Genomic DNA, 20,025 nt, shown 5'->3' on the forward strand with positions numbered 1-20,025 from the left:
CCGGCCAGGTGCTGGATCGCGCCCGAGATGCCGCAGGCCACGTAGAGCTGCGGCGCGACGATCTTGCCGGTCTGGCCCACCTGCCAGTCGTTCGGGGCGTAGCCCGCGTCCACCGCGGCGCGGCTCGCGCCCAGCGCGGCGCCGAGCTTGTCGGCCAGCGGGGTCATGACCTCGTTGAACTTCTCGGCGCTGCCCAGCGCGCGGCCACCCGAGACGATGATCTTGGCGGCGGTCAGTTCGGGGCGGTCGCTCTTGGCGATCTCGCTGCCCATGAAGGTGCTCTTGCCGCTGTCGGCCTGCGCTGCCTGGGTTTCCACGGCGGCCGATCCACCGGCGGCGGCGGCGGGATCAAAGCCCGTGGTGCGCACGGTGATGACCTTGGTGGCGTCGGCGCTCTGCACGGTGGCGATGGCGTTGCCGGCGTAGATCGGACGCTCGAAGGTGTCGGCGGCGATCACCTTGGTGATGTCGCTGATCTGGCCCACGTCGAGCTTGGCGGCCACGCGCGGGGCGATGTTCTTGCCGCTGGCGGTGGCAGGGAACAGGATATGGCTGTAGGCCGATGCAATGGCCAGCACCTGGGCGGCCATGTTTTCGGACAGGCCGTGCGCGAGGTACTCGGCGTCGGCGTGGATGACTTTGGCGACGCCCGCGATCTGGGCAGCGGCGGCTGCTGCGGGGCCGGCGTTGTGGCCGGCGATGAGCACGTGCACATCACCCCCGCACTGGGCGGCGGCGGTGACGGTGTTGAGCGTGGCGCCCTTGATGCTGGCGTTGTCGTGTTCGGCAATGACGAGTGCGGTCATGTTGTTTCTTCCTCAGATCACTTTGGCTTCGTTCTTGAGCTTGTCCACCAGGGCGGCCACATCGGCCACCTTGATGCCGGCACCGCGCTTGGGCGGCTCGCTGACCTTCAGGGTCTTGAGGCGAGGGCTCACGTCCACGCCGAGGTCTTCGGGCTTGACGATGTCCATCTGCTTCTTCTTGGCCTTCATGATGTTGGGCAAGGTCACGTAGCGCGGCTCGTTCAGGCGCAGGTCGGTGGTGACGATGGCCGGCAGGCTGAGGCTCAGGGTTTCCAGGCCGCCATCCACTTCACGGGTCACGTTGACCTTGCCGTCGACCACTTCGACCTTGCTGGCGAAGGTGCCCTGCGGCAGATCGGCCAGGGCGGCGAGCATCTGGCCGGTCTGATTGCAGTCGTCGTCGATGGCCTGCTTGCCCAGGATCACGAGGCCGGGCTGTTCCTTGTCCATCAGCGCCTTGAGCAGCTTGGCCACGGCCAGCGGTTGCAGTTCTTCGGCGGTTTCCACCAGGATCGCGCGGTCGGCGCCGATGGCCATGGCGGTGCGCAGGGTTTCCTGGCACTGCGTGACGCCACAGGAAACAGCGATGACCTCGGTGACGACGCCCTTTTCTTTCAGGCGCACGGCTTCTTCGACCGCGATCTCGTCAAACGGGTTCATGCTCATCTTGACGTTGGCCAGGTCCATGCCGGACTGGTCGGCCTTGACGCGCACCTTGACGTTGTAGTCCACCACGCGTTTGACGGGGACGATGACCTTCATATTCGGTTGCTCCTGATGGTTGTGAGAACGAAAGGGAAAACGAGATTCGAGTTGACGTATACGTCAATCAGTGGATTGTATGCCCGCCCTCATGGGCGGACCATCCAGAGGCAGGAAATCATGCCGCGATTACAAAAAAACGAACGACCGTGCTTTTTCGTGATTATAGGCGAGACCCTCACAGCTGCAACCCCATATCCCTCAGACGCCGTGGAACAGCGTCGCCCCGGCGATTAACCAACCGAATGGTCGGCTAATTCGGGTAAGTCTGGAGACGAGAAAGCCGTGTATTCGCCTATAGTGAATTCTGACTGATTTGCTTATATTTAGAAACCATATCCATTCACCGCCCAAGGAAACGCTTCATGAAACTTCGCCACGTTTTTGCCGCCGCCCTGTCCACCACGGTGCTGTCCAGCGGCCTGGTCTCCGCCCAGACGGTGTTCACCGTGTCCAGCTGGCTGCCGCCCACCCACACACTGTCCACCGTGCAGAAAAACTGGTGCGACATGCTGGAAAAAGAAAGCACCGGCCGCATGAAGTGCAACATCCTGCCCAAAGGCGTGGTGGCTGCGCCCGGCACTTTTGATGCCGTGCGCGACGGTCTGGCCGACATCTCCTACACGGTTGACGGCTACACCCCGGGCCGCTTCATCAACACCCAGGTGGCCGAGTTCCCCTTCCTGGGCGACAACGCCGTCGCCACTTCGGTGGCCTACCAGCGCATTTACAACAAGTACTTCGCTCCGCTGGGCGAGCACCGCGGCGTGAAGGCCCTGGCCGTGTTCACCCATGGCCCCGGCATCATCTTCAACAGCAAGAAGCCCGTCACCAATGCTGCCGACGCTGCCTCGCTGAAGTTCCGCATCGGTGGTGGCAACATCAACGAACTCTCCAAGGCCATGGGCTGGAACACCACGCTCAAGGCGGCGCCCGAGTCGTTCGAACTGCTGTCCACCGGCGTGATGGACGGCACTTTCTTTCCCGATGAGTCGGTGGCCTCGTTCAAGCTCAGCATGATCAAGCACGCCACCACCTTCCCCGGCGGCCTCTACAACACCAGTTTCGTGTTCATGATGAACGAGGGCAAATACAAGGCACTGTCGGCGCAGGACAAGGCCGTGGTCGACAAGCTCTCCGGCGAAGTGGCCGCGCGCATGTTCGGCGAAGGCTGGGACAAGGTGGACGCCGCCAGCCGCGAGGGCGCCCAGAAAGCCCAGGGCGTGAGCCGCATCATGGCCGACAAGGCCTTCGTCAAGGCCGTGATGGACAAGCAGGACTACCTGGAAACCAAGTGGGCCGCGAGCGCCCAGGTCAAGGGTTTGAAGGACCCGAAGGCCGTGCTGGCCGAATTCCGTGCTGAAATCGCCAAGGTGAAGTAAACCCTGGTCAACCGGCCGAAAGCGGCCGGTCAGCCCCCGTGGGCCGATGGAACAGCGACTCTGCTGCCCACCGGCCCATTTCACATGCAGGAAGCACAACATGCACAAAACACTCGACCGGGTGCTGTACTGGTCCACCGGCATCATGGCCGCCATGGCGCTTTTTTCCCTCATGTGGCTGACCGTGATCGATGTGGTCGGCCGCAAGTTTTTTGACAACTCGGTGCCCGGTGGGCTGGAGCTCACCGAGATGCTGATGGTGGTGGTGATCTTCGCGGCGCTGCCGCTCGTGTCGTGGCGTGGCGAACACGTGGTCTTTGACACGCTGGACGCGCTGATTCCCGACTGGCTGAAAAGCATCCAGGCCCGCGTGATCCACCTGGTCTGCGCCGGCACGTTTGCGTTTCTGGGCCGGCTCATGGCGATGCGCGCCGAGCGCTTCGCCGAATACGGCGACACCACGGTGCACCTCGCGCTGTCCATCGCCCCGGTGGCCTGGCTGATGGCGGGCCTGCTCGTGCTCACCGGACTGGCCCACCTGCTGCTCGTGTTCGTGCGGGCACCCCGCACCGGTCACGTGCCGGTCGAAGCCCAGGGAGCATCCACATGATCGAAGCGTTGCTGGGTTTTCTGGGTGTGTTTGGTCTCGCATTCCTGCGTGTGCCGCTGGCCGTGGCCATGTCCATCGCCGGCATGGTGGGCCTGGGTCTGATGCGCGGCTGGCAGCCGGCCTACGCCAGCACCAGCCAGGTGATTTTCGAGACCGGTTTCCACTACGTGCTGTCGGTGATCCCGCTGTTTGTGCTGATGGGCAACTTCGTCGCCCGCGCCGGCATGGCCAAGGAATTGTTCACCGCCGCCAACGCCTTTGTGGGCCACAAGCGCGGCGGCCTCGCCATGGCCAGCATCATCGCGTCGGGCGGTTTCGGTTCCATCTGCGGCTCGTCCATCGCGACCGCCGCCACCATGACGCGCGTGGCCTACCCCGAGATGAAGGCCCACGGCTACAAGGACACGCTGGCCACCGGCGCCATCGCCTCTGGCGGCACGCTGGGCATACTCATCCCGCCGTCCACCATCCTCGTGATCTACGGGATCATCACCGAGACCGACATCGGCAAGCTGTTCATCGCCGGCATCCTGCCGGGCATCGTGGCCGTGACCTGTCTGTGCCTGGGCGTGGTGTTCGTGACCTGGCGCGATCCCGCCGCCGGGCCACCGGCCGAGCGCTTCTCCTGGGCACAACGCTTCGCTGCCATCCGCGGTATCTGGGGCGTGGCCATCCTGTTTGCCCTGGTCATCGGGGGCATCTACGGTGGTGTGTTCACAGCGACCGAGGGGGCCGGCGTGGGTGCGGCGGGTGCTTTCCTGTTCGCGCTGCTGCGCGGCACGCTGCGCCCGCGTGTGCTGCTGGACATCCTGGTGGAAAGCACCCGCACCACCGCCATGCTGTTCATGATCCTGATCGGCGCGATGATCTTCACCAACTTCATCAACTTCACCTCCATGCCCGGGGACCTGCGCGACTTCGTGCTGCAGTTCAGTCCTCACCCTATCATGGTGGTGGTGATGATGATGGGCATCTACCTGATGCTGGGCATGGTCATGGAAGAGCTGGCCATCGTGCTGCTGACGATTCCTGTGTTTTTCCCGGTGATCACCGGTCTGGGCTTCGACCCGATCTGGTTCGGCATCCTGATCGTGACCATCGTCGAGATCGGCATGATCTCGCCACCGGTGGGCCTCAACCTTTTCGTCATCAGCTCGCTGCTGCCCAACGTCAGCCTGGGCACCATGTACCGCGGCGTCTGGCCGTTTGTGGCGGCCGACATTGTCCGGCTGGGCATCCTGATCGCCTTCCCGGCCATCGCCCTGTGGCTGCCGGGCTTCATGGGCTAGGCTTCAGGACTGCGCTTCAGGTGCACGATGCGTTGCGGGTACGGAATCTCGATGCCGTGCTCGCGCAGTGAACGCAGGATCGCCAGGTTGACATCCGAGCGCAGGTTGAGTTGCCCGTTTTCGGGGTCGGTGATCCAGTAACCCAGCGTGAACTCCAGGCCGTCGGCGCCAAAGGCGGAGAGTGCGGCACTGGGTGCCGGGTCCTGGAGCACCCGCGGCTGCGCCACCGCCGCCGCGGCCAGGAGGCGCCGCACCAGTTCCACGTCGCTGTCATAGGCCACCGACACGGTGGTGGACTGCCAGACCCGGGCATCGGCCAGCGAAAGGTTTTCCACCCGGTTGGTGATCAGGATCTCGTTGGGCACGATGGACTCACGCCCCGTGGCCGAGCGGATCACGGTGTAGCGCGCCTTGATGTCGCTGATGCGGCCCTCGAAGTTGTCCACCTTCACGTTGTCACCGATGCGCATGCTCTGCTCGGCCAGGATCACGAAGCCGCTCACGTAGTTGGATGCGAGCTTCTGCAGACCCAGGCCAATGCCCACACCGATCGCGCCGCCCAGCACCGAGAGCGCCGTGAGGTCAATGCCCACGGCCGAGAGTGCAAAGATCAGGCCCAGGAACATCAGCACGGCGCGCGTGGCGTTGCTGACGGCCTTGCGCAAGGAGAGCTGGCCGCCCACGGCCGACTTGAGCAGGCGCGCCTCGATGGCGGCCGAAATCCAGAGCGTGACGATCAGCACCGCGCCCGCGGTGAGCGCCCCTTCGATCAGCGTGCGCAGGCTCAGCGTGGATGCGCCCATCTTCCAGTGGATGGCATCGAGTTCGCTCAGCACCAGGGGCAGCAGTCCGCTGACCCAGAGCACCATGGCCAGCCAGGCCACCCAGGAAATGGTGCGCTCCAGCAAGCGCACCCAGGGCGTGCTGCCAAACGCCACCTGCAACACCTTGACGCCCACGCGGATGACCACCAGCGAGACCAGCACCGGGATCGCCACCTTGAACACCGCCAGCGGCACCACGGTCAACAACAGCGAGCGCGCGATGTACCCCAGCACGAGCAGCAGCAGCGGGAACATCACACCGTCGAACAGCTTGCGGCCAAACAGCACCGACGATTTTTCGTCGCGCATACCCAGGGCCCGACGCAAACCCGCCGCCAGCCCCCAGGCCAACAACACACAGAACGCCAGTGCAGCGAACTCAAACCACACCGTGGTCTGGGTGAAGCCGGCCAGCCAGGCCTGCAGGTCGTCGATGGGCGGCGGGGTGGTGGTAAGGGAGACGGTGGAAGTCATGCGGTATCAAAGAGAGAAATGTCTTTTTTTCCAGAATGCCGCGGAACCGCCCGTCGACAGGCTCAGGCCGGGCCCCAGGCGTTGCCCACGGGTGGAATGCGGCCAGGCGCTGCGAGCAAGCAACCGGGGCTACCAGTTCGGCGCGCGCTTCTCGATGAAAGCCTGCACGCCCTCCTGGGCCACGTCGTGCGCCATGTTGCAGGCCATGGTCTGGCCCGCGAGCTGGTAGGCCGATTCCATGCCGGTTTCGAGCTGGCGGTAGAACAGCGCCTTGCCCATGGCGATGGCCTCGCGCGGCTTGGCCACGATGCGGTCCACCAGCGCGGCCACTTCGGCGTCCAGCGCCTCCGCCGCCACCACCCGGTTCACCAGGCCCCGCGCCCTGGCCTCGTCGGCCGAAATGAAATCGCCGGTGAGCAACATCTCCATCGCCTGCTTGGGCAGCATGTTGCGCGAGAGCGCCACGCTGGGCGTGGCGCAGAACAGGCCGACGTCGATGCCATTGACGCCGAACGTGGCGGCCTGCACGGCCACCGCCAGGTCGCACTGCGCCACCATCTGGCAGCCCGCCGCCGTGGCCAGGCCCTGCACCCGCGCGATCACCGGCACCTCCAGCTTGCGGATGCTCATCATCAGCTTCGAACAGGTGGCGAACAGCGCCTGGTAATAAGCCAGCTCGGGCCGGGCCTTCATTTCCTTCAGGTCGTGCCCGGCGCAGAACGCTCGGCCGTTGGCCGCGATCACCACGGCGCGCGCTTGGGGGTCGGCCGCCACCGCGTCCAGCGCGGCCTGCAGCGCGCTCATCATGGCTTCGCTCAGCACGTTGAAACTGCGTGGTGCGTTCAGCGTGAGCGTGTGCACGCCACGCGCATCGCGGTGGCTCAGCAGCAGATCGGTGTTCGGGGTTTCAGACATCGGCCAGTACCCTCAGATGCGCTTCCACGCTGCGTGCGAGCGCGCTCAGGTCGTAGCCGCCTTCGAGGCAGCTCACGATGCGGCCTTTGGCGTGGCGCTGCGCCACTTCCTTGATGCGCTGCGTGATCCACGCATAGTCGTTTTCCACCAGGCCGAGCTGGCCCATCTCGTCTTCGCGGTGGGCGTCGAAGCCGGCGCTGATGAAGACCATCTGCGGCTTGTGGGCGTCCAGCCGGGGCAGCCACATCATGTCGATCAGCTCGCGCACGTCCATGCCCTTGGTGTAGGCCGGCACGGGCAGGTTCACCAGGTTCGCCGCCGTCGAATGTTCCCAGGGCGGGTAGAACGGGTGCTGGTAGAAGCTGCACATGAGGATGCGTTCATCACCGGCCACAATGTCTTCGGTGCCGTTGCCGTGGTGCACGTCGAAATCGATGATGGCCACGCGCTTGAGACCGTGGCGCTCCAGCGCGTATTTCGCGGCCACCGCCACGTTGTTCACGAAGCAGAAGCCCATGGCCTGGTTGCGGGTGGCGTGGTGGCCCGGCGGGCGCACGGCGCAGAAGGCGTTGGCCAGTTCACCGGCCATCACGGCGTCGGTGGCATCGATGGCGGCGCCCGCTGCCACCAGGATCGCATCCCAGGAATGGATATTGATGGACGTGTCCGGGTCCACCTGCGCGTGGGTCGGGCCGCCGGCCGCGATCTCGTCGCGCAAGCCGTCGGACAGGCCGCGCAACGACGCCAGGTGCATGCGGCCATGGGCCAGCTCCATGTCGGCCAGCGAAGCCGCCGTGGCCTCGCGCCGCTCCAGCGCGGTGTCGAGCCCGGTGATCAGCAGACGGTCCTCGATCGCATCGAGCCGCGCCGGGCATTCGGGGTGCCCCGCGCCCATTTCGTGTCTCCAGCAATCCTTGTGGGTGAAATAACCTGTTGCCTGGCTCATCACATTTTTACGCTAAGGTTCATGGCATGCATGCCGACGAAAAAATCCATCAATTACTGAATCAGCTTAACACGGTGATCGTGGGCAAAAGCCCCCAGGTGGCGGACTGCGTCGCCTGTCTGCTGGCGGGTGGACACCTGCTGATCGAAGACGTTCCCGGCGTGGGCAAGACCACACTGGCGCACGCGCTTTCGCGCTCCTTCGGGCTGCAGTTTTCACGCGTGCAGTTCACCGCCGACCTGATGCCGAGCGACCTGGTGGGCGTGTCCATCTACGAACGCGGCCGAGAGGGTTTTGTCTTCCACCCGGGCCCGGTGTTTGCCCAGGTGCTGCTGGCCGACGAGATCAACCGCGCCAGCCCCAAGACGCAGAGCGCCCTGCTCGAAGCCATGGAAGAAAAGCAGGTCACGGTGGAAGGCGCCACACGCGCCCTGCCCCAGCCCTTTTTCGTGATCGCCACCCAGAACCCGCACGACCAGCTCGGCACCTACGCCCTGCCCGAATCGCAGCTCGACCGCTTCCACATGCGCCTCTCGCTCGGCTATCCGGACCGCGCCGCCGAACGCGAACTGCTGCGCGGCCAGGACCGGCGCCACATGCTGGAACACCTGCAGCCGGTGCTGACCCCGGCCGATCTGGCGCGCCTGCAGCAGAGCGTGGCCGACGTGCACACCGCCGAACCGGTGCTGGAATACCTGCAGGACCTGGTGGCCGCGACCCGCTCGGGCCGCTGGTTTGCGCAAGGGCTGTCGCCGCGCGCGGCCCTGGCCGTGGTGCGCTCAGCCAAGGCCCAGGCGTATCTCAATGGCCGCGACTACGTGGCGCCCGACGACATCGCCGCCATCCTGCCGCAGACCGTGGCGCACCGCTTGATCCCGGTGAGCGACGCCGGGCGCGGCGCCGTCGAACAAGTCCGCGCGATGGTGGAAGCGACGCCGCTTCCATGAACCACCCCCGCCGCGCTGCGCGCGACCCCCTCCAGGGGGCGATGCGAAGTGGCCCGGCCAAGCCGGTTCCACCGCATCCGGGGTTGGGGCCGTTCGCGCCGGACACGCAACCCCCGACGGCCGGTCGACCTGGCCCGAACGCAGCCGTTCTGCGACCTGTCGAAAGTGCATGGCGCCACCCGCTGCGAGCCCTGCGCGGTCGCCTCCAGCGCTGGTTCCACAGCCGGGCGCCGCGCACCGACACGCTCACCCTGACGCAACGCAACGTCTACATCCTGCCCACGCGCGCGGGCTGGATGCTGGGGCTCACCCTGCTGCTGCTGCTGGTCGGCTGCATCAACTACCAGCTCAATCTGGGCTACCTGCTCACTTTTTTGCTGGCCGGCAGCGCGGTCGTGGGCATGCACGTGTGCCACAGCAACCTGCGCGGGCTCACGCTGCACCTGGCCGCGCCCGCACCGGTGCACGCCGGCCAGGCGGTGGCGCTGGACATCCGGCTCGCCAGCGAACGATCGCGTCCGCGCTACGGCATCGGCCTGGGCGTGATCGCCGACAGCCGACCGGGCGACGCCCACCTGGCCTGGACCGACGTGCCCGCCCGGGGCAGCGCGGTGCTGCAGGTGGCTTGGAAAGCACCCCGCCGAGGCCAGCACGAGCTGCCCCCGCTCACAGCGCTCACCCTGTTCCCGCTCGGCACCTTCCGCGTCTGGACCGTCTGGCGCCCTGCCGCGCAGGTGCTGGTGTACCCGGCCACTGAGACCCATCCGCCACCGCTGCCGCCCGGTGAACCCCAGGCCGGCAGCTCGGGCAGTGCACGCGTGCAGAGCACCGGCGAGTTCGACGGCGTGCGCGCCTACCGCCGCGGTGACCCGCAGAAAACCGTGGTCTGGAAAAAAGCCGCCCAGGCCTTCGCCGCCGGCCGCGACGATCTGGTCAGCCGCGACGCCCTGTCCACCCAGCGCCAACAGCTCTGGCTGGATTTCGCGCACACGGGTGCCGCCGACCTGGAGGCGCGTCTGTCGAGACTGGCGACCTGGGTGCTGATGGCCGACCGGCAAGGGCTTGACTACGGCCTGCGCCTGCCCGGACGCGAACTCCCACCCGACCAGGGGCCGACCCATCGGGCACGCTGCCTGGAGGCCTTGGCACTGGCATGAAACACCCCCTGCGCCGTTTCGCATCTTCTTCCTCTCCTTCGGGAGGTGGACACAGCCTGTGGCCCGGCAAAGCCCGTTCCACGGCTGCCAAAGAAGGCTCCTCCGCGCTCCACTGGGAGCCTCTGCCATGGCTTTGACGTCTTTCCAATCACTGCCCAGGGACACACGCGACACGCTGTTCCTGCTCGCCGTCATCGCCTGGGTGGTGGCCATGCAGGTCGGCAACATTCCCTGGTGGTGCAGCGCGCTCGCGGCCGCCGTGCTGGCCTGGCGCACCACTTTGACCCTGCGTGGCCTGCCCCTGCCGGGCTGGATCTGGCGCGTGGGCCTGCTCGCGCTGACTTTGGGCGCGACCTGGACGACACACCGCACCCTTCTGGGGCGCGATGCGGGTGTGACGCTCATCGTGGTGCTGCTGGCGCTCAAGACCCTGGAACTGCGCGCGCGGCGCGACGCCTTCGTGGTGTTCTTCCTCGCCTTCTTCACGCTGCTCACCCACTTCTTCTATTCGCAGTCGCTGCTCACCGCCGCCGGCATCCTGATCGCGCTGCTGGGTCTGCTGACCGCGCTGGTCAATGCCCACATGCCCGTGGGGCGGCCACCCCTGGCTCAGGCCGCCCGCATCGCTGGGGGCATGGCGGCGCTGGGCGCACCCATCATGCTGGTGCTGTTCCTGCTGTTCCCCCGCATGGCACCACTCTGGGGCATGCCGGGCGATGCCATGACCGGGCGCAGCGGCCTCTCGGGCAGCATGAAAGTGGGACAGATCGCCCAACTGGTGCTGGACGAAGGCATTGCCTTTCGCATCCGCTTTGACGGCCGGCCCCCGCCCCAGCGCGACCTGTATTTCCGCGGCCCGGTCCTGAGCGATTTCAACGGCGTGGAGTGGCGCCCGCTGCGCTCGGGCTTCCCTCCCAGCATGGCGCTGGACGCCGGGCTTGCCGTGGCAGGCGAGCCGGTGCGCTACGAAGTCACCATGGAACCGCACAACCGCCCCTGGCTGTTCCTGCTGGAGGCGGCGGCCCGCCCGCCAGTCCTGCCGCGTGGCGAGGCGTTCATGACATCCGACCTGCGCTGGCTCACCCAGCAGCCCACGACCGAACTCGTGCGCTACCGGGCCGAGAGTTACCCGCGCTTTCGCCACGGCCCCCTGAACGCGGTGATTGCGCTGCAGGACCACATCGAACTGCCGCCCGGCTACAACCCGCGCACGCTGGTGCTGGCCCAGCAACTGCGCCGCGAGTTCGGAGCCGGCCCGCAGGCCGCGCCTGCACTGGTGAACGCCGCCATGGAGCGCCTGCGCACTGGCGGCTACACCTACACGCTCGAACCCGGCCTCTACGGCCAGCACACAGCCGACGAATTCTGGTTCGACAAGCGCGAAGGTTTCTGCGAGCACATTGCGTCCAGCTTCGTCATACTGATGCGCGCCCTCGACATTCCAGCGCGCATCGTCACCGGCTACCAGGGCGGCGAGCTCAACGCCGTGGACGGCTACTGGACGGTGCGCCAGCAAGATGCCCACGCCTGGACCGAGGTCTGGCTGGAAGGCCAGGGCTGGGTGCGTGTGGACCCAACTTCCGCCGTGGCACCCGGCCGCACAGATTCGCTGCAACGGCTGCAGGCACCCGAAGGCGCACTGACCGACGCCATGCTCTCCCTCAACCCGACCCTGGCCGCCCATGTGCGCGCCGTCTGGGAAGCGGTGAACAACCGCTGGAACCAGTGGGTGCTCAACTACACCCAGGGCAAGCAGCTCGACCTGCTGAAGAACCTGGGCTTCTCCAGCCCCAGCTGGACCGACCTGGCCTACGTGCTGATCGGCGTGGTCGTGCTGGTCAGCCTGGCGGGCGCCGCCTGGACACTGTGGGAGCGTCAGCAACACGACCCCTGGCTGCGCCTGCTGCGGCGCAGCCGCCAGCGCCTGCGCCGCCTGGGGCTGGACAGCGGCGATCACACACCCCCTCGCGAACTCGCCCAGCAGGTCAAGCGGCATTTTGGCGACACGGTATTCGCCCACAGCCTGCGCTTGTGGCTGTTGCGGCTGGAGGCCCAGCGCTACAGCCGCCAGCCCGGCGGGACGCTGGCTACACTGCAACGTGAATTCCGCCAGCTCGCCTGGCCCAGGAGAGGCTCCCGTTGATCTTCAAGTCTGTTTTTTCGATGTCCGGCGGACGCGGCCACGGTGCCCTGGCCGGGCTCGCGCTGAGCCTGCTGCTGTTGCCGTTCGGCGTGTCGGCTTCCAGCGCCGCCAAACGGCGACCGGCGTCGCTGGCCCTGGCGGCCGCACCCGTCTTTTTTTACGCCAACCACGAAGCTGCGATGGCTTTTGCCACCGATCTGGCGCAGCGGCGCAACCTCGACCCCGACTGGGTCCGGCAGCAGATCGGACAGGCGCAGCACCTGCCTCAGGCTGTTCGCCTCATGGCCCCCGCCCCGAGTGGAATGCCCAAGAACTGGTCGGCCTACCGTGCCCGATTTGTCGAACCGATCCGCGTCGAGGCCGGCCGCCAGTTCTGGCTGGCCAACCGCGAGACGCTGGAGCGGGCCGAAGCCGAGTTCGGCGTGCCCGCCAGCCTGATCGTCGGCGTGATCGGTGTGGAGACACTCTACGGCCGCCACACGGGCACTTTTCGTGTGATCGACAGCCTCACCACGCTGGCGTTCGACTTCCCGGCCAGCCACCCGCGCGCGCAGGCCCGCACCGAATTTTTCCGCGCCGAGCTCGAACAGTACCTCAGCCTGGCGCACCGCACCGGCATGGACCCGCAGAGCGCCCGCGGCAGCTACGCCGGGGCCATGGGCTGGCCCCAGTTCATGCCCAGCAGCTGGGTCAAATACGCCATCGACTACGACCGCGACGACCGGATCGACCTGTTCAACAGCACCAGCGACGTGATCGGCTCCGTGGCCAACTACTTCAAGACCTTCGGCTGGCTGCCCGGCATGCCCACCCACTACCCCGTCACGCTTGCGGGCGAGGCCACCGATCTGGACACGCTGCTCGCGCCCGACATCCTGCCCAGCTTCAGCGTGGAGAGCTTCACCGCCAAGGGCGCCGTGCTCAAAGGTGCGGCGCTTGAACACACCGGCAAACTCGCGCTCGTCGAGCTGCAGAACGGCGGTGGCCCGCCCAGCTACGTGGCGGGCACCGACAACTTCTACACCGTCACCCGCTACAACTGGAGCAGCTACTACGCCCTGGCGGTGATCGAACTGGGTGAAGCGGTGCAGGCCGGTTTGCCCTGGCGCTGACAGGGAGCTCCGGTCAGCCCGAGCAGGGATCACCGAAGCGTGAAACCATTTCAGACATGCCCGACTCTCACCAGAACACCTGACGCCCTCACCGGTCTCAATGAAAAAGCACCTCAAGGCCTGGCTGCCCTCCCCCGACACTGTCCGCAACAACCGCTGGTTGCGCTGGCTGGGGCCGACCCTGCACCACCCCCGCCTGTGGCACTTCAGCCGCAAGGGCATTGCCATGGGGCTGGCGCTGGGCATCTTTTTCGGGCTGCTGGTCCCGGTGGCGCAGATGCCCCTGTCGGCCGCCGCCGCCGTCATCCTGCGGGCCAACCTGCCGATGGCCGTGGCCAGTACCCTGGTGACCAACCCGGTGACGTTCGGCCCGGTCTACTACGGGGCCTACCGCGTGGGCAAGGCCGTGCTCGGCGAACCACCACTCACCGAAGCGCAGGCCAGCGCCTTGCTGGAACGCGCCGTGAAAACGCAGCAGGCCGAAGGATGGAAAGACCGTCTGGACGGTGCGCTGCGGCGGCTGGCGACGGTCGGCAAGCCGCTGGTGGTGGGCCTGGCCATCGTGGCCACCCTGAGCGGCCTGGCGGTGTATTTCATCATCAGCGCGATCTGGACCCTGCGCGTGCGCTGGAGCCGTTCGCGCCGCCTGAAAGACCGGGTCACCCGGTTGAAACCGTCGGCCGATCAGCCCTGAGCGCGGCCCGGCTCGTCCGCATCGGTCCAGAGCCCGATGCGGATGTCCACCGCCATGCTTTCTTCGCCACCGCCGCGGCGCAAGCCCTTGACGGGCAGGCAGGCGGTGTAGTCGGTGGCGGCGGCCAGGCGGATGTGGCGCTGATCGGTGGGGCAGCGGTGGGTCACGTCCAGGCTGATCCAGCGGCGGGTCGCGGGATCGAGGCAGACGTCGGCCCAAGCGTGGCTGGCCAGATCGGGCTCATTGGCCGCGTAAAAATAGCCGCTCACGTAACGCGCCGGCAGGCCGATGCTGCGGCACACCGCCACCATCACATGCGCCTGGTCCTGGCACACGCCGAGCTCCCAGTCAAAGGCTTCCAGCGCTGTGGTCTCCACGTTGGTCGATCCCTTGCGGTAGCGCACCCGGTCGGCGACCGCCCCCGCGAGCACCACCAGATCGGCCACGGCGGGCAACCGACCGGCATCCAGTGCCGCAGTCAACGAAGGCACCACCGAGCGCGCCCAGGCCGCCAGGCGCGGGTGGGGTTCGGCCAGCGCCGTGGAGCGCAGGTAAAAGGCCGGGTGCGGCAACAACCCGGTGTCCGTGAATTCGGCCACGCCGTGGGTGGACACCGTGCCCCAGGCCACGATGCTGTTGTCCCGCAGCCCCTGCTCGGGTCGGGCGACGAGGCTGAAGCTGTGCACCCGGTTGCCCTCGGCGTCGGGCTGGCTGTGCAGCGTTCCCGGGGTGCGGATGTCCCAGAACTCCACCGTCTGGCAGGCGCTGCTGACCGGCCACAAATGCAGGGTCTGCACCGTATAGAGCAGCGGCTGGCTGTAGGTGAAGTGGGTGTTGTGGTGAATGACGAGTTTCATGCGGAAGCTCCCGGGATCGGTCCGGGGAAATGCCCCCGGTCATCCCAGCGAACCGCATGGTACCTGCCGACCGCTGGGGCGGTCGGCAAGTGCGCCAGTTCAATGCACAGTCGGCACGAGGAAGTCCTGGCTGATGCGGCCGCCGAGCTCGTTCACGCGGTCGAGGAACTGCGTCAGGAAGGCGTGCAGGCCGGTGGACAGGATCTCGTCGATGCGGGCATATTGCAGGTCGGCCTTGAGCTTGCCAGCACGGCGCAGGGTCTCGCCCGAGGTGTCGTTGGCCACCACAGCGAGATTGCTCACCACCTCGTTCAGGCTGGCGGCCAGGCTGCGTGGCATGTCGGGACGCAGGATCAGCAGCTCGGCCACGCGCTCGGGCGTGATCACGTCGCGGTAGACCTTGCGGTAGACCTCGAAGCCCGAGACCGAGCGCAGGATCGCGCTCCAGTGGTAGAAGTCGTACTCCTGATCCTGTTCGCTGGCGGCGCCAAAGAAATCACTCTGCACCGCGTGGAACTTCACGTCCAGCAGGCGCGCCGTGTTGTCCGCACGCTCCAGGAACGAGCCCATGCGGTAGAAGTGGAAGGCCTCGTCCTGCAGCATGGTGCCCACCGCCACACCGCGCGAGAGGTGTGAGCGGTGCTTGACCCATTCGAAGAAGGCGCCGGGATCGCGTTCGAAGTCCTTCGTCTTGAGGTACCCCGCCAGTTTGAGCCAGGTGGCGTTCTGCGTTTCCCAGAGCTCGGTGGTCAGCGCGCCGCGCACGGCCCGCGCGTTTTCACGGGCCGCACGCAGGCAGGAGCAGATGCTCGACGGGTTGGACTCGTCGCGCACCATGAAGTCCATGACGTTGCGCGGCGTGATTTCCTTGCCGTATTTGGCGGTGTAGCTCGGCAGCAGCTCGCTGATGACCAGCAGGCCTTCCCAGCCCACCTGGGCCACGGCAGCCGACTGCGGCAGCAGCGAGGTCTGGTAGTTGATGTCGAGCATGCGTGCGGTGTTTTCGGCGCGCTCGGTGTAGCGGGACATCCAGAAAAGGTGGTCGGCGGTGCGTGAAAGCATGATCAGTCTTCCAGTATCCAAGTGTCTTTTGTACCGCCGCCCTGTGACGAGTTGACGACGAGCGAGCCTTCTTTCAGCGCCACGCGGGTCAGGCCGCCTGGCACCATCTGCACCTCCTTGCCACTCAGCACGAAGGGACGCAGGTCGATGTGGCGCGGCGCCACGCCGCTCTCCACATAGGTCGGGCAGGTCGAGAGGCTGAGCGTGGGTTGCGCGATGTAGCCCTCGGGGTTGGCCCTCACCACGGCGCGGAATTCTTCGACCTCGGCCCTGGTGGATGCCGGCCCGACCAGCATGCCGTAGCCGCCGGCACCGTGCACCTCTTTGACCACCAGCTCGGCCATGTTGTCAAGCATGTATTTCAGATCGTCCGGATTGCGCCCCATGAAGGTCGGCACGTTGTTCAGGATCGGCTTCTGGCCCAGGTAGAACTCGATCATCTTGGGCACGTAGGGGTAGATCGACTTGTCATCCGCGATGCCGGTGCCCACCGCGTTGCAGATGGTCACGTTGCCGCTGCGGTACACGCCCAGCAGGCCGGCACAGCCCAGCGTGGACGTGGGGCGGAACACCAGCGGATCGAGGAAGTCGTCGTCCACGCGGCGATAGATCACATCCACGCGCTTGGGGCCCTTGGTGGTGCGCATGTAGACGAAGTTGTCCTTGACGAACAGGTCCTGGCCTTCGACCAGCTCCACACCCATCTGCTGGGCGAGGAAGGCGTGTTCGAAGTAGGCGCTGTTGTACATGCCGGGCGTGAGCACCACCACGGTGGGCTCGGCGGTGGTGGCGGGGCTCACCGCACGCAGTGTTTCCAGCAGCAGGTCGGGGTAGTGCGCGACCGGCGCCACACGGTTCTGTCCGAACAGGTCGGGGAAGAGCCGCATCATCATCTTGCGGTCTTCGAGCATGTAGCTCACGCCGCTGGGCACGCGCAGGTTGTCTTCGAGCACGTAGTACTCGCCCTCACCTTGTGCGTTGGGCGCACGCACGATATCCACGCCCGAAATGTGCGAGTACACGCCGCCTGGCACATCCACGCCCATCATCTCGGGGCGGAACTGCGCGTTCTGGAAGATCTGGTCGGCCGGCACGATGCCCGCCTTGATGATTTCCTGGTCGTGGTAGACGTCGTGGATGAAGCGGTTGAGCGCGTTCACGCGTTGCACCAGACCTTCTTCCATGGTGCGCCACTCGTGGGCGGGAATGATGCGCGGGATCAGGTCGAAGGGAATCAGGCGCTCGGTGCCCGAGCCGTCTTCGTCCTTTGCGCCGTACACCGCAAAGGTGATGCCGACGCGGCGGAAGATCATCTCAGCTTCTTCCCGTCGAGCAGCCATCACCTCCGGGGGTTGCTGCGCCAGCCAGCGAGCGTAGTTTTCATAGTGGGCCCGCACCTCGGTGGGCGTGGCGTTCATTTCGTCAAACATGGGTCGGCTCATGGGCTTTTTTCTCCTGATCACAGCATAGCAAGGACTGGGCCAGGGACACCACTTTCGGCCCCAAACAGGTGCATCTTTCAATGCGCGGGTGCCGAACCGCGATCGTCTTCGGGCACCAGCGCCAGGACCGGATCGGCCGGCTGGCTTGCCTCGCCGCCGTGGTGCCAGTACCGGCGCGCCGCTTCGCGCTGGCAAACCACGGTTCCGGGCACGTCGCTGCGCCACGTGGCGGCACCACAGTCAGGCGTTGCAACCCAGCGCATGCCCCGCTCGCGGTAGCGCGCCAGCACCGTGGGCGCAGGATGGTTGAAACGGTTGCGGTAGCCCGCCTGCACCAGCACCCACGCTGGCGCCAGCGTGTTGAGCAGCGCGGGGCTGCTGGACGTGAGGCTGCCGTGGTGCGGCGCCAGCAGCAGGGTCGCCCTCAGGTCCGGTCGCGCCAACGCCAGCCGGGTTTCGCGATCGGCGTCCAGATCGCCGCTCAGCCAGACGCTCTGCCGCGCGTGACCGACCCGCAGCACGCAGGACATGGCGTTGCTCGGCAAGCGACCGGCGCCGTCGGGGCCGAAATCTTCGGGGGACGGGTGCAGGATCTCGAAGTCCACACCCTCCCAGGTCCAGCGCTGTCCAGCGATGCAGCGCCGGGCCGGGTCGGCATCGAAGGACGACAACCAGCGGGCCTCGGGCCATTCGGTCTGCACCGCTGCGGAGCCGCCGGCATGGTCACTGTCGCGGTGGCTCACCACCACCGCGTCGGGCCGCTCACCCAGCGCGCGCAGCAGCGGCACCACAACGCGCTGCCCGGCGTCGCTGGTGGGCGAATAGCGGGGCCCGGTGTCGTACAGCAGGCTGTGCCCTGCCGTGCGCACCAGCACCGCGCTGCCCTGCCCCACGTCCAGCGCCATCACATCGAACTCACCCGCTACCGGACGCGCCGGTTGCCAGCTCAGCACCGGCCACAACAGCACCAGTCCGGCCAGCCGGGTGGCCCAGGGCCAGCGCATCACCAGCAGGGCGCCGCCCAGCACCCCGGCCAACGCCAGCGGCAAGGGCGGTATGGGCCGGAACACGGCGGCAGATGGCCATTGCGCGAGCCAGGCCAGCCAGCCGCCCAGCCCCTGCACCGCCAGCGCGGCCAGATCCCAGAAGGCCGGCACCGCCACCCCCAGCATCGCCAGCGGCGTGATCACCAGCGTGACCCATGGGATCGCCACCAGGTTGGCCACCAGGCCGACGAGCGAAAACTGGCCAAACAGCAGCAGCGAGAGCGGCGCCAGGGCCACCGTCACGACCGATTGTTCGCGCAACATGCCCAGCGCCGCGGCCATGATCCGCCGGGTGCGTGTGGGCACCTCGTGCCCGTCAAACGGTGCGCTTTCGTGGCGGATGCGCCGCCCCGGGTCGGTCGCAAACAGGATCGCCACGGCCACGAAGCTGAGCCAGAAACCGGGCTGCAGCAGCGCCCAGGGATCGAGCAGCAACACCGCGGCCATGACCAACAGCCAGACCACGGGCCACGGCCACTGGCGGGCCAGCAGGCGCAAGCCCACCACCACGGCCAGCATCAGAACGGTGCGCTGCGAGGGCACACCCCAGCCCGAAAACAGGGCGTACGCCGCCGCCAGCGCCACACCGCCCAAGCCGGCGGCCCAGGGCACGGGCACCGCCAGCAGGGCTTGCGGCCAGACAAACGCCAGACGACGCCAGAGGCCACCCACCAGCCAGATCGCGAGCCAGGCGAACATGGTCACGTGCAGACCCGAGATGCTCATGAGGTGGGCCACGCCCGTGGTCCGGAAGAGGTCCCAGTCAGAGCGCTCAATGGCACTCTGATCACCCACCACCAGGGCGGCGAGCACGCCAGCGCTGCGGGGATCATCCACCCGGCCGGCAATGCGCTCGCCGACCGTCTGGCGCATGGCTTCCAGCGGGTACCAGCCCTGGCCCGCCAGCCGCTGCGGGATCGCATCGCGTGGCCCGTTGCGCACGTAGCCGGTGGCGCCGATGCCGTTTTCCCAGAGCCAGCGCTCGCGGTCAAAGCCGTGCGGGTTGGCATTGCCGTGTGGCGCACTCAGCCGCACCGTCAAGCGCCAGTGCTCACCCGCTCGCCAGTCGGGGCCGCGGGCAGATCCATCGTCTGTGACGCCCCGGCTGTACCACGCCAGCTGCAGCAACGGGGGCAGGCTCACCGGTCGGCCATGGCGGGTGGCCGACTCCACCGCCAGTTCGAAACGCACACCATCGGCATGGCGCCGCGGCATCGAGTGAATGCGCCCGGTGACCTCGATGTCCAGGCCTTGCAGGGCCGGGTCCAGCGCCTGCGAGGCCAAGTGCGCCGCACGCACGCCGGTCAGGCCCGCGCCCGCCCATGCACCGGCGGCCATGGCCAGCACCAGAAGCCACGCAGCCCGGTGCCCACCCCTGGAGCCGCGCCAGAGCAGCCCGGCCATCAGCAGCCCGCTGGCCAGCAGCAGCGCCGCATACCCTTGCCAGGGCCAGAGGGCGACCTGCTGCAACTGCCAGGCGACCCCGAGCACCCACCCGGGCAGCCAGGCCAGCACCAGACCCGCCATGCTCAGGCCGGCTCTCTGGGTCCGCACGCT

General features: G+C 67.0%; 17 protein-coding genes. 8 read left to right on the forward strand and 9 right to left on the reverse strand.

What is annotated here, in order from left to right; genetic code table 11:
* Both ACN5W5_RS12025 and ACN5W5_RS12030 read right to left on the reverse strand, forming a co-directional pair.
* Positions 1-806: electron transfer flavoprotein subunit alpha/FixB family protein (locus ACN5W5_RS12025; RefSeq protein WP_420048747.1), on the reverse strand; the 806-nt coding region annotated here is incomplete at its 3' end.
* A 12-nt stretch (positions 807-818) separates the two neighbouring features.
* Positions 819-1,568: an electron transfer flavoprotein subunit beta/FixA family protein gene (locus ACN5W5_RS12030; protein ID WP_420048748.1), complete on the reverse strand. Its 750-nt coding sequence runs from the start codon at positions 1,566-1,568 to the stop codon at positions 819-821.
* Between the two features lie 365 nt (positions 1,569-1,933).
* On the opposite strand from ACN5W5_RS12030, the gene ACN5W5_RS12035 reads away from it, so the two are divergent.
* The 3 genes from ACN5W5_RS12035 (at position 1,934) to ACN5W5_RS12045 (ending at position 4,849) form a co-directional block, all read left to right on the forward strand.
* On the forward strand, positions 1,934-2,950 hold the full coding sequence (locus tag ACN5W5_RS12035; RefSeq protein ID WP_420048749.1) for a TRAP transporter substrate-binding protein: 1,017 nt from the start codon (positions 1,934-1,936) through the stop codon (positions 2,948-2,950).
* 100 nt (positions 2,951-3,050) lie between these two features.
* Positions 3,051-3,560, forward strand: a complete 510-nt coding sequence (locus tag ACN5W5_RS12040) for a TRAP transporter small permease (RefSeq protein ID WP_420048750.1) — start codon at positions 3,051-3,053, stop codon at positions 3,558-3,560.
* On the forward strand, positions 3,557-4,849 hold the full coding sequence (locus tag ACN5W5_RS12045; protein ID WP_420048751.1) for a TRAP transporter large permease: 1,293 nt from the start codon (positions 3,557-3,559) through the stop codon (positions 4,847-4,849). The genes ACN5W5_RS12040 and ACN5W5_RS12045 overlap by 4 nt, the downstream gene beginning before the upstream one ends.
* On the opposite strand, the gene ACN5W5_RS12050 is transcribed toward ACN5W5_RS12045, so the two are convergent.
* The 3 genes from ACN5W5_RS12050 to ACN5W5_RS12060 all read right to left on the reverse strand — a co-directional run bounded on the left by ACN5W5_RS12050 (position 4,846) and on the right by ACN5W5_RS12060 (position 8,008).
* Positions 4,846-6,147 (reverse strand): mechanosensitive ion channel family protein, encoded by a 1,302-nt coding sequence (locus ACN5W5_RS12050; protein WP_420048752.1) that lies wholly within the window; start codon positions 6,145-6,147, stop codon positions 4,846-4,848. The genes ACN5W5_RS12045 and ACN5W5_RS12050 overlap by 4 nt on opposite strands.
* Positions 6,148-6,276: 129 nt before the next feature.
* Positions 6,277-7,062, reverse strand: coding sequence for an enoyl-CoA hydratase (locus tag ACN5W5_RS12055; RefSeq protein WP_420048753.1), 786 nt, complete (start codon positions 7,060-7,062; stop codon positions 6,277-6,279).
* Complete coding sequence (locus ACN5W5_RS12060; RefSeq protein WP_420048754.1) at positions 7,055-8,008, reverse strand: histone deacetylase family protein; 954 nt, start codon at positions 8,006-8,008, stop codon at positions 7,055-7,057. Before ACN5W5_RS12060 ends, ACN5W5_RS12055 begins: the two co-directional genes overlap by 8 nt.
* A gap of 26 nt (positions 8,009-8,034) precedes the next feature.
* Here ACN5W5_RS12060 and ACN5W5_RS12065 point away from each other — a divergent pair, with 26 nt between their 5' ends.
* From ACN5W5_RS12065 to ACN5W5_RS12085, 5 genes are all read left to right on the forward strand, one after another.
* Entirely contained in the window at positions 8,035-8,955 is a 921-nt protein-coding gene (locus tag ACN5W5_RS12065; RefSeq protein ID WP_420048755.1) for an AAA family ATPase, read from the forward strand.
* A 41-nt stretch (positions 8,956-8,996) separates the two neighbouring features.
* Entirely contained in the window at positions 8,997-10,112 is a 1,116-nt protein-coding gene (locus tag ACN5W5_RS12070; protein WP_420049255.1) for a DUF58 domain-containing protein, read from the forward strand.
* A 127-nt stretch (positions 10,113-10,239) separates the two neighbouring features.
* The gene (locus tag ACN5W5_RS12075) at positions 10,240-12,255 is read left to right on the forward strand and encodes a transglutaminaseTgpA domain-containing protein (RefSeq protein ID WP_420048756.1); all 2,016 of its coding nucleotides are present in this window, start codon (positions 10,240-10,242) and stop codon (positions 12,253-12,255) included.
* Positions 12,256-12,275: 20 nt separating this feature from the next.
* A complete protein-coding gene (gene mltB / locus ACN5W5_RS12080) occupies positions 12,276-13,367 on the forward strand; it encodes a lytic murein transglycosylase B (RefSeq protein ID WP_420049256.1) in 1,092 nt (363 codons plus the stop codon).
* Between the two features lie 100 nt (positions 13,368-13,467).
* Positions 13,468-14,061 (forward strand): DUF2062 domain-containing protein, encoded by a 594-nt coding sequence (locus tag ACN5W5_RS12085; RefSeq protein ID WP_420048757.1) that lies wholly within the window; start codon positions 13,468-13,470, stop codon positions 14,059-14,061.
* On the opposite strand, the gene ACN5W5_RS12090 is transcribed toward ACN5W5_RS12085, so the two are convergent.
* From ACN5W5_RS12090 to ACN5W5_RS12105, 4 genes are all read right to left on the reverse strand, one after another.
* Entirely contained in the window at positions 14,052-14,918 is an 867-nt protein-coding gene (locus ACN5W5_RS12090; RefSeq protein WP_420048758.1) for a transglutaminase family protein, read from the reverse strand. The genes ACN5W5_RS12085 and ACN5W5_RS12090 overlap by 10 nt on opposite strands.
* Before the next feature lie 99 nt (positions 14,919-15,017).
* Entirely contained in the window at positions 15,018-15,980 is a 963-nt protein-coding gene (locus ACN5W5_RS12095) for an alpha-E domain-containing protein (protein WP_420048759.1), read from the reverse strand.
* 2 nt (positions 15,981-15,982) lie between these two features.
* Positions 15,983-17,422: a circularly permuted type 2 ATP-grasp protein gene (locus ACN5W5_RS12100; protein ID WP_420048760.1), complete on the reverse strand. Its 1,440-nt coding sequence runs from the start codon at positions 17,420-17,422 to the stop codon at positions 15,983-15,985.
* A 77-nt stretch (positions 17,423-17,499) separates the two neighbouring features.
* Positions 17,500-20,022 (reverse strand): DNA internalization-related competence protein ComEC/Rec2, encoded by a 2,523-nt coding sequence (locus tag ACN5W5_RS12105; RefSeq protein ID WP_420048761.1) that lies wholly within the window; start codon positions 20,020-20,022, stop codon positions 17,500-17,502.
* Positions 20,023-20,025: the final 3 nt, after the last annotated feature.

It is taken from the genome of Hydrogenophaga sp. ZJX-1, from assembly GCF_048590325.1.
Lineage (GTDB): Bacteria > Pseudomonadota > Gammaproteobacteria > Burkholderiales > Burkholderiaceae_C > Hydrogenophaga.

Coding starts and splice junctions, on each gene's coding strand:
- ACN5W5_RS12090 (WP_420048758.1), bottom strand. CDS start 14,918: ATGAAACTCGTCATTCACCACAACACCCACTTCACCTACAGCCAGCCG.
- ACN5W5_RS12095 (WP_420048759.1), bottom strand. CDS start 15,980: ATGCTTTCACGCACCGCCGACCACCTTTTCTGGATGTCCCGCTACACC.
- ACN5W5_RS12070 (WP_420049255.1), top strand. CDS start 8,997: ATGCGAAGTGGCCCGGCCAAGCCGGTTCCACCGCATCCGGGGTTGGGG.
- ACN5W5_RS12065 (WP_420048755.1), top strand. CDS start 8,035: ATGCATGCCGACGAAAAAATCCATCAATTACTGAATCAGCTTAACACG.
- ACN5W5_RS12075 (WP_420048756.1), top strand. CDS start 10,240: ATGGCTTTGACGTCTTTCCAATCACTGCCCAGGGACACACGCGACACG.
- mltB (WP_420049256.1), top strand. CDS start 12,276: ATGTCCGGCGGACGCGGCCACGGTGCCCTGGCCGGGCTCGCGCTGAGC.
- ACN5W5_RS12045 (WP_420048751.1), top strand. CDS start 3,557: ATGATCGAAGCGTTGCTGGGTTTTCTGGGTGTGTTTGGTCTCGCATTC.
- ACN5W5_RS12085 (WP_420048757.1), top strand. CDS start 13,468: ATGAAAAAGCACCTCAAGGCCTGGCTGCCCTCCCCCGACACTGTCCGC.
- ACN5W5_RS12040 (WP_420048750.1), top strand. CDS start 3,051: ATGCACAAAACACTCGACCGGGTGCTGTACTGGTCCACCGGCATCATG.
- ACN5W5_RS12035 (WP_420048749.1), top strand. CDS start 1,934: ATGAAACTTCGCCACGTTTTTGCCGCCGCCCTGTCCACCACGGTGCTG.
- ACN5W5_RS12055 (WP_420048753.1), bottom strand. CDS start 7,062: ATGTCTGAAACCCCGAACACCGATCTGCTGCTGAGCCACCGCGATGCG.
- ACN5W5_RS12100 (WP_420048760.1), bottom strand. CDS start 17,422: ATGAGCCGACCCATGTTTGACGAAATGAACGCCACGCCCACCGAGGTG.
- ACN5W5_RS12050 (WP_420048752.1), bottom strand. CDS start 6,147: ATGACTTCCACCGTCTCCCTTACCACCACCCCGCCGCCCATCGACGAC.
- ACN5W5_RS12060 (WP_420048754.1), bottom strand. CDS start 8,008: ATGAGCCAGGCAACAGGTTATTTCACCCACAAGGATTGCTGGAGACAC.
- ACN5W5_RS12030 (WP_420048748.1), bottom strand. CDS start 1,568: ATGAAGGTCATCGTCCCCGTCAAACGCGTGGTGGACTACAACGTCAAG.